This is a genomic window from Saccharococcus sp. Marseille-Q5394 (genome assembly GCF_946901335.1).
GTDB lineage: Bacteria > Bacillota > Bacilli > Bacillales_A > Planococcaceae > Sporosarcina > Sporosarcina luteola_C.
Genome location: NZ_CAMPPQ010000002.1, coordinates 1,243,700 through 1,256,694 on the forward strand (window position 1 = coordinate 1,243,700; position 12,995 = coordinate 1,256,694).

A 12,995-nucleotide genomic window follows, 5' to 3' on the forward strand; every position below is an offset into this window, starting at 1 on the left:
ATCATATGATACACGTCGGATTGACAGGATGGGGCGACCATCCGGATGTCTATTCCCCAACTTCCAAAAAAAATGAGAAATTGATCGATTACAGCTCCCACTTTCCAATAGTTGAGCTGGACGCATCCTTTTATGCAATCCAGCCGGAGCGTAATATCCAAAAGTGGATTGCCGAAACACCAGATGACTTTCAATTCATCGTAAAAGCGTATCAAGGAATGACAGGCCATCAACGAGGAAAGCTGCCGTATTCATCTCCTGAAGAAATGTTCCAGCAGTTCAAGCTTTCCATCGATCCGATGTGGACCGTCGGAAAGCTTGCTATGATTCTCGTTCAATTTCCGCCTTGGTTTGATTGCAAAAAGGAAAACGTGGACCAAATCAGATATATAAGAAGTCAGCTCGATGGCTATGACGTGGCGATCGAGTTCCGCCATCAATCCTGGTACGCTCCCTCTATGCAGGAAAAGACACTTTCATTCCTTAAGGAGCTGGATTTTATTCACACCGTCTGTGACGAGCCGCAAGCTGGCGTAGGAAGTGTCCCGCTCGTTGCTGAAACAACACGAAGCGATAAGGTGTTTGTCCGCCTGCACGGTAGGAATGTAAATGGCTGGCGAAATACGACTGGTGACAATGAAGCATGGCGCAAAGTCCGTTATCTCTATAATTATTCAGACGGAGAACTAGAAGAAATCCGTCAGGCGACCCGAAAACTGGAGAGCGAAGCGGAGAACGTATTTGTCATTTTTAATAATAATTCTGGTGGCCATGCAGCTGAGAACGCAAAACGCTATCAAAAAATGATGGGCATTAACTTCCAGGCACTCGCACCTAAGCAGCTTGACTTTTTTGAGGAGGGGTAATAATGGCGTTTCTGTTGTTAGCAATTATTGGTGCAATATCCGGCGTAATGGGATCCATCGTCGGACTCGGAGGCGGAACGATTCTCGTACCGCTGACACTATTGGTTGGCATCAATTTTGGGTGGATTCCGGGCATCACTCCTCAAAGCGTAGTAGGGATTTCCGTTATCATGATGATCTTTAACGGCCTATCTTCCACTATTTCGCATATGAAAGTGAAAACCGTGGACTACCGAACCGGATGGATCTTCTTCGCAGGCTCCATACCAGGGATGATTCTCGGGGCATTTGTGAATAAAGGAATGGATTTACCATCCTTTAATTTATATTTCGGCATACTACTCATTGTCCTTTCCATTCTTTTGCTTGCACGCAAGTATTTAAAACCGATCCAATGGTTTGTCGAGCACGGCAAGCCAAGGACATTTATCGACACGCAAGGCGAGTCGCATGTATATGGGTATCCGGTATGGTTTGCACTCATATTGACATTCATCATCGGATTCACATCCGGCCTTTTCGGAATCGGAGGAGGAACAATGATTGTGCCTGCACTAATCTTGCTGTTCCTATTTCCGCCGCATGTTGCTGTCGGTACATCGATGTTCATCGTATTCCTATCAGCCATCGTCAATTCGATCACGCATATCTCTCTAGGGCATGTCCCTTGGCTATATGCACTTTCTGTCATTCCCGGAGCTTATATCGGCGGTATGATCGGAACGATGCTTAACAGGAAGATGAGCTCGGAAACATTGGTCCTCGTACTTCGGATCATGCTGTTACTATTCGGAATTAGGTCAATCATTGAGGGGATTTGGGGTTGAGCCATGCAACGCAATGTAGAAACGATCCATATCTATCATACGAATGATATCCATAGCCACTTCGATAGTTGGCCGAAGATTAGCAGATATCTCCACTCACAGAGACAGCTGCACAATTCCACACGGGAAACCTGCTTCATTTTCGACATCGGTGACCATGTCGACCGCTCCCATCCTTTCACAGAAGGGACATCGGGCAAGGGCAATGTCGCATTGTTGAACAGGGCAGGTTACGATGCAGTGACAATCGGCAATAATGAAGGAATTACTATGTCCAAAAGAGCGTTGAGCTCCCTTTACGAAGGCGCTGATTTCGATGTCATCCTTTGCAATTTATCGGAGACGGATGGTTCTCCTCCAAAATGGCTGAAGCCTTACAAGATATACAAAACAGCTAATGGGCTTAGGATCGGGGTCATAGGCGCTACGGCAATGTATACGGAATTTTATACGAAGTTAGGTTGGCATATCGGAGAACCGAGGCAATTAGTCGAAAGTGTGGCCGAACAAATCCGGCGTAGCACGGACATCATTGTCTGCCTATCGCATTTAGGTGTGAATGAAGACAGGCGTCTTGCTGAAGAAAGCGACCTGATTGACGTCATTTTAGGAGGGCATACTCATCATTTATTCCCTGAAGGTGAAATGGTAAATGACACCTTATTGGCTGCTACAGGGAAGTTCGGAGAGTATGTCGGGCATGTTGAAATCCAGTTCGATGCAAACGAGAAAAAGGTCATCGAAAAAAAAGCGGAAGTTATTCATGTGAGCGGGCTGGAAAGCCGGGAAGAGGACGTACAGGAAGTGAATGACCTTATTCATGCTGGGAATGAAGCGTTGGAGGAAAACGTCTTCTATACAAAGATGCCCTTAAAGCAACAGCTCTTCATGGATAGCCCGATGTCTTCATTCTTCGGAAGGGCGATGATTGAGTACACGGGTGCGGACTGTGCGATGTTCAATGCAGGGATATTCCTAGGGAGCCTCGAAAAGGGCTGGGTGACAAAACGCATGGTGCATGCCTTGCTGCCGCATCCGATAAATCCTTGTACGGTTACGTTGGATGGGGCAGACCTGCTGGAGGTTCATAGGCTGTCCAGCAATGAAACATGGCCGGAAACGGAAATTAAAGGTCTCGGCTTTCGCGGCACGTACATGGGGAAAATGATTTTTGAGAGGCTCTTCCGGACAGACGATGGGGAATTATTTGCCGGGAATCGAAAAGTGGAAGTTGGAAAAACGTACAAGGTGGCAACTCTGGATATGTTCACATTCGGATTCTTTTTTCCGTCTTTACAACAGGCGGAGATAGAATACCATATGCCCGAACTGATTCGTGATGTTTTCATCTGGTACGGAATGAAAAGAGACAGCCGAACTGATCTGGATGTGAGAAGCCCACATTCTAATCGAGAATGAACGGCCCCGTTCCTGCATAATATTAGGCAGGAGGGGTCGTTTTGAGATTTTATGGGCAACCGTCTCGAAATTATAAAAAAAGGAATCGGCATCGCGGTTCCAATCATAATGGCAGACCTCGCCGAAAGCGTCGTTTATTGCCACTCATCTTCCCGGCGATTTTAGTGACAATCGCTCTTTTTCTATATTTTGTAAACTCAAAGCTCACTCCGATTTATCTCTCCTATGCGGAAGTTGAAACGGAGAGGATTGCAGCGCATGTCATCACACAGGCAATCAAATCAAGATCTACCGAAATATATGATGTGAATGATATCATCGAAAATGTGCCGAGTGGTTCACCTGGAATGGTTACAAATACGATGAATGCTGAAATCATCAATAAAACTAGGGCGGAAATCCATAGTCTTATAGAGGCATATCTCAAAATGGCTGAAAGCGGGAACTTGGAAATGCTTCCGCTCAGTGAAGACATCGAATATGATCCCGAAGCGATGGAAAAAGGAGGGGGCGTCGTCTTCTTCGTGCCGATGGGGCAAGCGACGGGTCTTCCATTAATCGGGAACTTCGGCCCTAAAATCCCGATACGTTTCCACGTTATCGGGGAAGCACAGACGACTGTCGAGACAGGCATCACTGAGTTCGGCATTAATAACGCGATGATTGAAGTGAATATATTGGTGACTGTCAATGTCCAGATAATCGTCCCGCTTGCAACGCAGAGAAGCGTCGTGGAACAGCGGATACCTGTAGCTATCGGATTGATCCAGAGCCCAATTCCTCAAATCTATAACGGGGGCGGAAACAATCCTCCGCAAATTGAAGTTCCATTCACGCCTGGCAATCAATAATAGCCCTTGAAATATAGAGAAATTGTGTTATGCTAGGTTAACAAAGAGGAACACCGATTAGGTAGAGGCTGCAAGGCTTATTAGTAATGGACGCGAGATTGGCATCGTAGACCGCCCGTGAAAGGAAGTTTTGCCGAAGCTTGGAATGGAACGCCAACCATCCATGCTGGGGTCATTCCGAATAGGAATGACACTGTCATGCAATTAGTGCATGATGAGCTACAGATCGTACGTAGATAAAACATCTTAGATTATCTTACAAACGACCGTAGAATAAGCCGACACCTGATGCACATCCTAGTGCAATGGGTGTCGGTTTTTTTCCTTTGTTTTCACCTATAGTTCTTCAATCAAATATTGGAGGAATGTTTTTATGATAGGCACTTGGGTTTCAATTTTGCCGCCAATCGTGGCAATTGTTATGGTGTTAGTGACAAAGAGGGTACTATTATCACTCGGATCGGGAATTGTAACAGCTGCCTTATTGGTCGCGAGTTTTTCCCCGGTCGATACGTTGCAAAATCTTTGGACAGGCATGATCGTCTCCTTCTGGTCTGAAGGGGAATTGAATACGTATAATATTTTCATCATGGTATTCATTTTATTATTGGGTGTCATTACGGCATTTGTCAGTTTGTCAGGCGGAAGCAGGGCTTTTGCGGATTGGGCAGTCAAACGCATTAAAACGAGACGCGGCGCGAAGCTCCTGACCGTATTGCTCGGAATCCTCATATTTGTGGATGACTACTTCAATTCATTGGCTGTCGGGCAAATTGCGCGGCCGATTACAGATCAGCATCGCATTTCCAGAGCGAAATTGGCATATTTCATCGATTCCACATCCGCTCCGATTTGCGTTATCTCCCCGATTTCAAGCTGGGGCGCATTTCTCATCGGACAATTGGCTCTCATTTTTGGTACGTCTGCCGCAATCAGTTACTCGCCATTATCCGCATTTCTCATGATGGCACCGATGAACTTTTACGTCATCGCAACGTTGGCAATGGTGTTTTTCTTTGCTTGGACGAATATCGATTATTTTGAAATGAAAAGACATGAAACGCGTGCTCAAGAAACAGGGGAGCTTTTCGATCCGAATAAAGAGATTCCGGGCCAATTGAAAGAGGATTTCCCGATTCACTCCTATGGCCGTGTCATCGATTTGATTGCGCCGATCATAACACTTGTCATCGTTACATTAGGGATGATGATTTGGACGGGCTATCGCATTGGCGGCTCGGCGAGCATTTGGACCATTTTCGAAAACACGGATGTACCAATGTCATTGATGGTAGGCGGTCTAGCAGGAACAGTATTGGCAGCTGTCCTCTATATTTCACAAATGGGCAAAAACGAGACTGCTTCGTATAACCTTGTAGGCAAAGCATTCATCAGTGGTGTCAGCGCAATGATGCCGGCGATTCTCATCTTGATTTTTGCATGGGGGTTGACGCATTTGATCGGTGTCCTGGAAACAGGGCCGTTCCTATCAAGTGTCGTGGAACAGTCAAATGTACCTGTCAACTTCCTTCCGGTCATTATGTTTGTCCTCGCAGGTTTGATGGCATTTTCGACAGGGACATCTTGGGGCTCTTTCGGAATCCTGCTTCCGATTGCAGGAACGATTATGATCAATGCCGAGCCTGAACTTCTGCTTCCTGCATTGTCGGCAGTATTGGCAGGGGCTGTTTTCGGGGATCACTGCTCACCGATTTCCGATACGACGATCCTATCATCTACCGGTGCGGGATCCAATCACATTGATCACGTCTCGACGCAGCTCCCTTATGCATTGATTTCAGCAGGTATTGCGACGATCGGCTATATTATTCTTGGGCTTACAGGATCGGTTTGGATCGGACTTGCAGCAGTCATCGTTATAATCGCTGGATTGTTTGCAGTATGGACTTCAAAACGGAATAAAGCAGAAGTGAGGGCTACTTCCTACTGACTTATATGAACTGTCACATCCGCCGGGCACCCGGCAGATGTGGCTTTTTTTTGTGGATGAAGCATAAAGCGGCATCCCCAATCATAAATTTCCACTACCGGTGCACTCCCAGATTCCTGCGATGAAGAGAAAACCCATACAATGAAATGGATATTTATTCAATAAAAAACATTTTGACAATAGATACTAAGACGGATATACTAGTTCTAAGATTATATAATAATCTGAAAATGGTAAATTATTAACAGAGTAAAGGGAGAGGGGAATTTTAATGGAACAGCGTTCGCAATGGGGGACCCGCGCCGGCTTTATATTAGCGGCTGTCGGATCGGCTGTCGGCTTAGGAAACATCTGGCGTTTTCCATACGTCGCGTATGAAAACGGCGGAGGGGCATTTTTTATTCCATACTTATTTGCACTTCTGACAGCAGGGATCCCGATTCTTATCATGGAATTCACGATAGGTCATAAGTATCGTGGTTCTGCGCCACTATCTTTCTTTCGTATGAAAGGAAAAGGGGCCGAATGGTTGGGATGGTGGGGCATATTCGTCTCGTTCGTCATTTCGACGTATTATGCAGTCATTATCGCTTGGGCGATGAAGTACACGATCTATTCCTTCAATATGGCATGGGGGGATGATACAGGAGGATTCCTGTTCGGGAGCGTACTGAACTTGGCGGATACTCCAGGAGAAGTCGGTGGGCTTGTGCCAGGCGTACTTATTCCGCTTGTCCTCGTTTGGGCAATCGCATTCATCATTTTATTAGCAGGAGTTAAACGAGGAATTGAATTGGCGAACAGGATTTTCATTCCGACGCTTGTCGTTGTGTTCCTTCTCGTCGTCATTCGGGCAGTTACTCTTGACGGGGCGCTGCTCGGTCTGGATGCATTCTTTAAACCGGATTTGAGCAAGTTGGCAAATTCACAAGTATGGGTAGCGGCATATGGACATATTTTCTTCAGTCTATCGATTGCCTTTGCCATTATGATCACATACTCCAGTTACTTGCCGAAGAAGTCGGATATTACAAATAACGCATTCATCACTGGATTTGCAAACTCAGGATTCGAATTGCTTGCGGGTATCGGAGTGTTCGCGGCGCTAGGCTTCATGGCGACACAGGCAGGTACGTCGGTCTCCGAAGTTGCTTCTGCGGGTGTTGGACTCGCGTTTGTCGTATTCCCGAAAATCATTAATGAAATGCCGGGAATGAATGGACTATTCGGAGCTTTGTTCTTCCTATCGCTCGTCTTGGCGGGTCTCACATCGCTCATCTCGATCTGTGAGACGTATATCGCGGGGATTTCAGAGAAATTCAACATCTCGCGTACGAAGTCCGTCCTTTTCGGTGTAGGCCTTGCAGCAGTCATCTCCTTGCTGTTTGCTACACGCGGCGGCTTGTATTTCCTAGACGTTGCCGACTACTTCATTAACCAGTTCGGTGTAGCTGCAATCGGTTTGGTCGAAGTCTTCCTTATTGTATGGGTCTTCAAGAAACTTCGTGTATTCGAAGACCATGCGAATGAAATTTCTGATATCCAAGTCGGCCCACTATGGAGAATTTGTTTGAGATTCATTACACCGATCGTCCTTGGCTATATGATGTTCGACTTGTTGCGCATCAATATTTTCAAATTGCATGAGACAGACAATGGAAACTACGAAGGGTATTCGGACGCGTTCATCATGTCTACAGGTTGGATGGTCGCATTGTTCGCCATCGTCATGGCAATCATCTTTACAGTAATGAAATGGAACAAGAAAACAACTGACTCAACAGACTTTGATAATCGATAAGGAGGATTCGCTATGAGTGGTGGAGCAATTTTTATGATGATTCTCGGAATCCTCGTCATTTGGGGTGGACTTGCGGGAAGTATATTTTGGGCAGTGTCTAAATCGAAGAGCAGAGCCTGACTCTGTTCGAATGGAATGACAAAGGAAGAAAGCGCATGCATCATAGCGCTTTCTTTTCTTATTTACACAGTAATCTCTTTGCCATCAATAGTTGTTGGAAGTCAGAATATATGATACATTGACAGAAGTGATATACTGCAAAACAAGCAAATAGGAATGGAGTCGGTTATCGTGTCATGTAGACCAGAAATAGGGAAAAAGACAGAACATGTTCGAAAGCCCGATTGGCTAAAAATAAAATTGAACACGAATGAAAACTATACGGACCTAAAAAAATTGATGCGTGAAAAGAACTTACATACCGTTTGTGAAGAAGCCCGCTGCCCGAACATCCATGAATGCTGGGGCGAACGCCGTACAGCTACATTCATGATCCTTGGTGCTGTCTGTACACGTGCTTGCCGTTTCTGTGCAGTGAAAACCGGATTGCCGAACGAGCTTGACTTAGCCGAGCCGGAACGTGTTGCGGATTCCGTTGCACTCATGAACTTGAAGCATGTCGTTGTTACAGCTGTTGCAAGAGATGACTTGAAAGATGGAGGATCCACGGTGTTTGCTGAAACGATCCGTGCCATCCGCCGTAAAAACCCGTTTACGACAGTTGAAGTATTGCCGTCCGACATGGGAGGCGAGTATGATAACCTCGAGCGCTTGATGGATGCAAAACCTGATATTCTGAATCATAATATTGAAACAGTCCGCAGATTGACACCGAGGGTCCGAGCACGTGCGACCTATGATCGTTCCTTGGAGCTTCTTCTCCGAGCAAAAGAGATGTATCCGGAAATCCCGACGAAGTCCTCCTTAATGCTTGGGCTTGGCGAGACAGTAGAGGAAATCATCGAAACAATGGATGATTTACGCGCACATAAAGTGGATATCATGACAATTGGACAATACTTACAACCAACAAAAAAACATCTGAAAGTCCAAAAATACTACACACCTCAAGAATTTGGAGAGCTGCGCAAAATCGCAATGTCCAAAGGGTTTTCCCATTGCGAAGCGGGTCCATTGGTACGTTCCAGTTATCATGCTGATGAACAGGTCAATGCCGCTGCAAGAGAAAAACAGCGGATTGGTGACGCAATGTTAGAAACAACGGTACAAAGCTGAAAATGGAAGTGATTAGTTTGGTAACGATAAACAATTATGAATACGAAATTCAGATAGACTATCGGGATGGTTTTAACGAGGAAGCATTGGACGCCAGGTTCAGTGACGTGCTATCGAAATACGATTATATTTTAGGTGACTGGGGTTACGGTCAGCTGCGGCTGAAAGGTTTTTATGAGGACCGCAATTCCAAGGCGACTTATGAAACGAAGATCAGCACCTTGCAGGATTACCTTTATGAATACTGCAATTTCGGATGTGCCTATTTTGTCCTCCGGAAAGTTGGCAAGGTGAAGGTGCAGCCAGTAGAGCAGGAACAGGAACAAGAATAAGTAGGATGAACCGCCTTGTACACGGGATGCTGTGGACGAGGCGGTTCATTCGTGTGCCCGTTATGATATGATGGACATGGAGTTTAGACAACCGGGAGGGAACAATCTTGTACTTTATCGATCGTCAAAAAATCAATGAAACGCTAGCTTATATGGAGAGTCTTCTCGCTTTATTCGAAGGGCACCAAAAATGGAATGAAAGTAAAATCCACGCTCTGGCACTTGAAAGGATTGCTCATACAATCGTCGAGTCTATCATTGATGTCGGTAATTCCATGATCGACGGCTTCATCATGCGTGATCCAGGAAGCTATGACGATATTATCGACATTATGGAAGATGAAAAAGTGATTTCCCCGGAAATGGCTGACCCTTTGAAAAAAGTGATCGGGCTTCGAAAAATGATCGTTCGTGAGTTTGTCGACGTGGACAGTGAGGAAATCGAAGCGGTTTTGAACGAAACGAAAGAGGAGATCAAAGCATTCCCCGAGAAGGTCAGATATTATTTGGAGAATGAACTCGGTCCTGTTTCCGCCTTCAGCCCGCTGGAGCAATAAAGAAGGACAAGAGCTAAGCAGATTGAAATAAAAAAGAACCGCACTATGAAATGCGGTTCTTTGCTGTCTTCGTCCAGCTCCGGTTGGCAGCCTCCACTTTTGATCTTAGAAAAGTGGATTTTCTTCAATGAATTGATAAATTCGTTCCGTCAATTCATCAGGTGTGTCAGCCTCGACTACCTCACCATTGACGAGAGCATATAATCCTTCAGCACATTTTGTGCAGTAACTAAGACAGCCATATTCCAACACATCTATGTTTGGATCCCTTTCCAACGCTTCCAATGTCTTCTGTGAACCGTTAGCAAGATTGCTCATACAAAATTCCACGATCGGATTCACGACGATCACCTCACCTACTTGGCATGCTACTCCTATTTTCATCGGTCGTCAAATAGGTTGTCTTATTGTGAAACTTCTCACAAACTGTTATAATCATTGTGGGAATAAATCGGAAAATCGATAGACAAAGGAGAAAACTATGAGAAAACTAGTATTATTAGGTGCAGGCTACGGTAATATGCGCATTTTGCTTCGTCTACTCAATAAAGAATTGCCCACCGATCTGGAAATCACATTGATTGATAGAACACCTTTCCATAGTCTTAAAACAGAATTTTATGCATTAGCAGCAGGAACAGCTCCTGACTCGGATATCCGTGTCGCGCTGCCTGCACATGAAAAACTAAAAGTCGTTGAAGGGGAAATCGCACAAATCAAGTTGGAAGAGAAGGCGATTCAGCTTCGCAATGGTGAAGAAATCGCGTATGACGAGCTTGTCATCGGACTCGGTTGTGAGGACAATTACCACGATGTTCCGGGAGCGGCGGAATACACGAGCAGCATCCAGACAATCGGACAATCGAGAGCTACATACAAGCTGCTTCAAGAGCTTGGCGGGGGAGCGACTGTCGGCATCGTCGGCGCAGGCTTAAGCGGCATTGAACTCGCAAGTGAATTGCGTGAAAGCCGGCCGGACCTGAAAATTAAATTATTCGATAGGGGACCACGCATTCTGAAGGACTTTCCTGAACGGCTAAGTAACTACGTCAAAGATTGGTTCGATAAGCACGAAGTGGAAGTCGTCTCCAACTCAAACATTACAAAAGTCGAAAAGAATATCCTTTACAATCACGAGGACGAAATCCATGTCGACGCCGTCGTATGGACTGCCGGAATCCAGCCGGTCTCAATTGCACGTGAATTGGACGTGGAAATGAACAGAGGACGAATCGTGCTAAACCAATACCACCAAATTCCTGGCCATGAGAATGCATATGTCGTAGGTGACATCGCCGACCTTCCTCACGCTCCGAGCGCCCAGCTTGCAGAGGAACAGGCGGAACAGATCGTCAAAGTGCTTCGCCACGTATGGAATAACGAACCATTGCCGCAAGAGATGCCCGAAATCAAGCTTAAAGGCTTCATGGGCTCCTTAGGAAAGAAACAAGGCTTCGCCTACTTGGCAGACCGCACTGTGACAGGGCGGATTGCAAGATTGCTGAAGTCGGGTGTGCTTTGGATGTACAAATGGCATAATGGGTAATAGTAAAAACCTTTTCCATAACAAGCGGAAAAGGTTTTTTGGTTCTCAGTTAACTTGCTTTATTATCAATAATATTACGCTGGAATAAATCCGTGCTTTTCAAGCTCATTGAATACCGGCTTTAATTGGATATAACCTTCGCCGATCACTTCATCCTCAATAATGACAAGCGGATAGAAATATTCATCATTCCTCACTTGCTCCGCAATGCCTTTCTGTTTAGGATCGATTATGTCCGATTCGATATCAATATATTCAATGTCAACAGATTGCCCCGGATATTTCCTGCCAATTGCTGCCTGAAGCCACTCGTATGTATCCTTTGAAGAAGGCGCGTTCACACAGCTCGCGCAAATAATATCTGCCCCATATATTTCTATTTTCACATTGTTCTTCTCCATAATTACAACCCCTCCGATTCTCTATTGGATTTTTTCTTCAATCCAGTTTATAATAAGTATAATGAAAGGAGAGAAATAATACAATGACAGATACAGCTATGATGGAACCCGTACAAGAAGTTTTAAATAAATTGCGCCCATTCCTCCTGCGCGACGGAGGAGACTGTGAGTTAGTCGATATCGAAGAGGGAGTTGTCAAGCTTCGTCTCCTCGGAGCTTGCGGCACATGCCCAAGTTCGACAATCACGTTGAAAGCAGGTATCGAAAGAGCGTTGCTTGAAGAAGTGCCTGGAGTCGTGGAAGTTGAACAAGTATTCTAATTGAAAAAGGGACTGTCCAGAATGGAATTCTGTGACAGTCCCTTTTTGTTTACATTAATTAAAGGCAAGCGTCAAAAGTCGGCCGCCCCACGCTCAAAGCACTCTACCTCAATTAAAAGTGAATCCTCTAGCGCTGCTCCCTGATTTCCTGCCATCTTTCTTTAGCCATCTCGATGATTTGCGGGTCGGTCGATATCCTTTGACTTTCAATAACCTTTGAAAAATTCCGGATTGCCTCTTCTTTATCACCGATTTGATGAGATAGCTCGGCCATCAAATACAATACCCTTGTCTCGGACATTTGTGTCCCTGCATGATCCCCCGCGGAATACGCTTCTGTATATAAATTACGTGATACCTTCCTGAACCGTATCCCCGAGTCGATGTCGTTCTTGTCATCATATAGCCAGGCGATGCGCAGCATGATGCCCGCCATCGTCAATGATTTTTCCTTTTTTACACCTGCACTTACGTATGCTAGTTTATAAGTTTCAATTGCCTCATCGATCGTCCGTTCATCCCCGAAGGATCTACCGCTCCAGAGGGATGTAATCTTTTGATTGATTTCCTCTTTCACACCAGGTGCGAAATAACTGGAAAACTCATCGGTGAAGGCAAATCCACAGGTGGGGCAAACAGCCACATTATATAAAATCGGATTGATGTTTGAATCCGAATATACAGGTTTAAAGTCACTTTCATGCTTAGAGACACGGACGAAGCGAGAACGGATTTTTGTTGTAGTGAATTTCTCCTTACAGTTCTCGCATTCGATTTTCTTGGCATAAGTCGCACTTACTTCCATTCATCATCACCCTTTCGCACTATGTAATTCATTATACATCATCTTCATTTAATTGGAGTGAAGATAATTGCGTAAATGGTGAA

At 45.3% G+C, this 12,995-nt stretch carries 15 protein-coding genes and 1 riboswitch; of the genes, 12 read left to right on the forward strand and 3 right to left on the reverse strand.

The window, feature by feature from the left end; translation table 11 throughout:
* The first annotated feature begins 5 nt into the window (after positions 1-5).
* The 10 genes from OC538_RS16850 (at position 6) to OC538_RS16895 (ending at position 9,840) form a co-directional block, all read left to right on the forward strand.
* Positions 6-866, forward strand: a complete 861-nt coding sequence (locus OC538_RS16850; protein ID WP_262177508.1) for a DUF72 domain-containing protein — start codon at positions 6-8, stop codon at positions 864-866.
* A gap of 2 nt (positions 867-868) precedes the next feature.
* Complete coding sequence (locus OC538_RS16855) at positions 869-1,693, forward strand: sulfite exporter TauE/SafE family protein (protein ID WP_251696724.1); 825 nt, start codon at positions 869-871, stop codon at positions 1,691-1,693.
* Positions 1,694-1,696: 3 nt separating this feature from the next.
* A complete protein-coding gene (locus OC538_RS16860) occupies positions 1,697-3,112 on the forward strand; it encodes a bifunctional metallophosphatase/5'-nucleotidase (RefSeq protein ID WP_262177512.1) in 1,416 nt (471 codons plus the stop codon).
* Positions 3,113-3,153: 41 nt separating this feature from the next.
* On the forward strand, positions 3,154-3,963 hold the full coding sequence (gene yunB / locus OC538_RS16865; RefSeq protein WP_251696722.1) for a sporulation protein YunB: 810 nt from the start codon (positions 3,154-3,156) through the stop codon (positions 3,961-3,963).
* A 54-nt stretch (positions 3,964-4,017) separates the two neighbouring features.
* Positions 4,018-4,193: riboswitch (Lysine riboswitch) on the forward strand.
* A 143-nt stretch (positions 4,194-4,336) separates the two neighbouring features.
* Complete coding sequence (locus OC538_RS16870; RefSeq protein ID WP_262177514.1) at positions 4,337-5,914, forward strand: Na+/H+ antiporter NhaC family protein; 1,578 nt, start codon at positions 4,337-4,339, stop codon at positions 5,912-5,914.
* Positions 5,915-6,185: 271 nt separating this feature from the next.
* Positions 6,186-7,715 (forward strand): sodium-dependent transporter, encoded by a 1,530-nt coding sequence (locus OC538_RS16875; RefSeq protein ID WP_251696720.1) that lies wholly within the window; start codon positions 6,186-6,188, stop codon positions 7,713-7,715.
* A 12-nt stretch (positions 7,716-7,727) separates the two neighbouring features.
* Positions 7,728-7,835 carry a methionine/alanine import family NSS transporter small subunit gene (locus tag OC538_RS16880; RefSeq protein WP_147057075.1) on the forward strand — a complete coding sequence of 36 codons (108 nt, stop codon included), beginning with the start codon at positions 7,728-7,730 and terminating at the stop codon, positions 7,833-7,835.
* A gap of 156 nt (positions 7,836-7,991) precedes the next feature.
* Complete coding sequence (lipA, locus tag OC538_RS16885; protein ID WP_251696719.1) at positions 7,992-8,951, forward strand: lipoyl synthase; 960 nt, start codon at positions 7,992-7,994, stop codon at positions 8,949-8,951.
* A 17-nt stretch (positions 8,952-8,968) separates the two neighbouring features.
* Positions 8,969-9,283 (forward strand): YutD family protein, encoded by a 315-nt coding sequence (locus OC538_RS16890; RefSeq protein WP_251696718.1) that lies wholly within the window; start codon positions 8,969-8,971, stop codon positions 9,281-9,283.
* A 107-nt stretch (positions 9,284-9,390) separates the two neighbouring features.
* Positions 9,391-9,840, forward strand: a complete 450-nt coding sequence (locus OC538_RS16895) for a DUF86 domain-containing protein (protein ID WP_251696717.1) — start codon at positions 9,391-9,393, stop codon at positions 9,838-9,840.
* A gap of 105 nt (positions 9,841-9,945) precedes the next feature.
* Here the strand turns inward: OC538_RS16895 and OC538_RS16900 are convergent, their stop codons facing one another.
* Positions 9,946-10,182 (reverse strand): YuzB family protein, encoded by a 237-nt coding sequence (locus tag OC538_RS16900; RefSeq protein WP_251629353.1) that lies wholly within the window; start codon positions 10,180-10,182, stop codon positions 9,946-9,948.
* Between the two features lie 139 nt (positions 10,183-10,321).
* On the opposite strand from OC538_RS16900, the gene OC538_RS16905 reads away from it, so the two are divergent.
* Positions 10,322-11,386, forward strand: coding sequence for an NAD(P)/FAD-dependent oxidoreductase (locus OC538_RS16905; protein WP_251696715.1), 1,065 nt, complete (start codon positions 10,322-10,324; stop codon positions 11,384-11,386).
* Positions 11,387-11,460: 74 nt separating this feature from the next.
* On the opposite strand, the gene OC538_RS16910 is transcribed toward OC538_RS16905, so the two are convergent.
* Positions 11,461-11,787, reverse strand: a complete 327-nt coding sequence (locus OC538_RS16910) for a YuzD family protein (protein ID WP_262177524.1) — start codon at positions 11,785-11,787, stop codon at positions 11,461-11,463.
* 83 nt (positions 11,788-11,870) lie between these two features.
* Between OC538_RS16910 and OC538_RS16915 the strand changes: the two genes are divergently transcribed.
* Positions 11,871-12,107, forward strand: a complete 237-nt coding sequence (locus OC538_RS16915) for a NifU family protein (RefSeq protein ID WP_060210554.1) — start codon at positions 11,871-11,873, stop codon at positions 12,105-12,107.
* 127 nt (positions 12,108-12,234) lie between these two features.
* Here OC538_RS16915 and OC538_RS16920 read toward each other — a convergent pair whose 3' ends face one another.
* Positions 12,235-12,912, reverse strand: a complete 678-nt coding sequence (locus OC538_RS16920; RefSeq protein WP_262177527.1) for a DUF2225 domain-containing protein — start codon at positions 12,910-12,912, stop codon at positions 12,235-12,237.
* Positions 12,913-12,995: the final 83 nt, after the last annotated feature.

Excerpts from the sequence above, each read along its gene's own strand:
- OC538_RS16850 (WP_262177508.1), top strand. The coding sequence starts at position 6 with ATGATACACGTCGGATTGACAGGATGGGGCGACCATCCGGATGTCTAT.
- OC538_RS16855 (WP_251696724.1), top strand. The coding sequence starts at position 869 with ATGGCGTTTCTGTTGTTAGCAATTATTGGTGCAATATCCGGCGTAATG.
- OC538_RS16860 (WP_262177512.1), top strand. The coding sequence starts at position 1,697 with ATGCAACGCAATGTAGAAACGATCCATATCTATCATACGAATGATATC.
- OC538_RS16870 (WP_262177514.1), top strand. The coding sequence starts at position 4,337 with ATGATAGGCACTTGGGTTTCAATTTTGCCGCCAATCGTGGCAATTGTT.
- OC538_RS16875 (WP_251696720.1), top strand. The coding sequence starts at position 6,186 with ATGGAACAGCGTTCGCAATGGGGGACCCGCGCCGGCTTTATATTAGCG.
- OC538_RS16880 (WP_147057075.1), top strand. The coding sequence starts at position 7,728 with ATGAGTGGTGGAGCAATTTTTATGATGATTCTCGGAATCCTCGTCATT.
- lipA (WP_251696719.1), top strand. The coding sequence starts at position 7,992 with ATGGAGTCGGTTATCGTGTCATGTAGACCAGAAATAGGGAAAAAGACA.
- OC538_RS16905 (WP_251696715.1), top strand. The coding sequence starts at position 10,322 with ATGAGAAAACTAGTATTATTAGGTGCAGGCTACGGTAATATGCGCATT.
- OC538_RS16910 (WP_262177524.1), bottom strand. The coding sequence starts at position 11,787 with ATGGAGAAGAACAATGTGAAAATAGAAATATATGGGGCAGATATTATT.
- OC538_RS16915 (WP_060210554.1), top strand. The coding sequence starts at position 11,871 with ATGACAGATACAGCTATGATGGAACCCGTACAAGAAGTTTTAAATAAA.
- OC538_RS16920 (WP_262177527.1), bottom strand. The coding sequence starts at position 12,912 with ATGGAAGTAAGTGCGACTTATGCCAAGAAAATCGAATGCGAGAACTGT.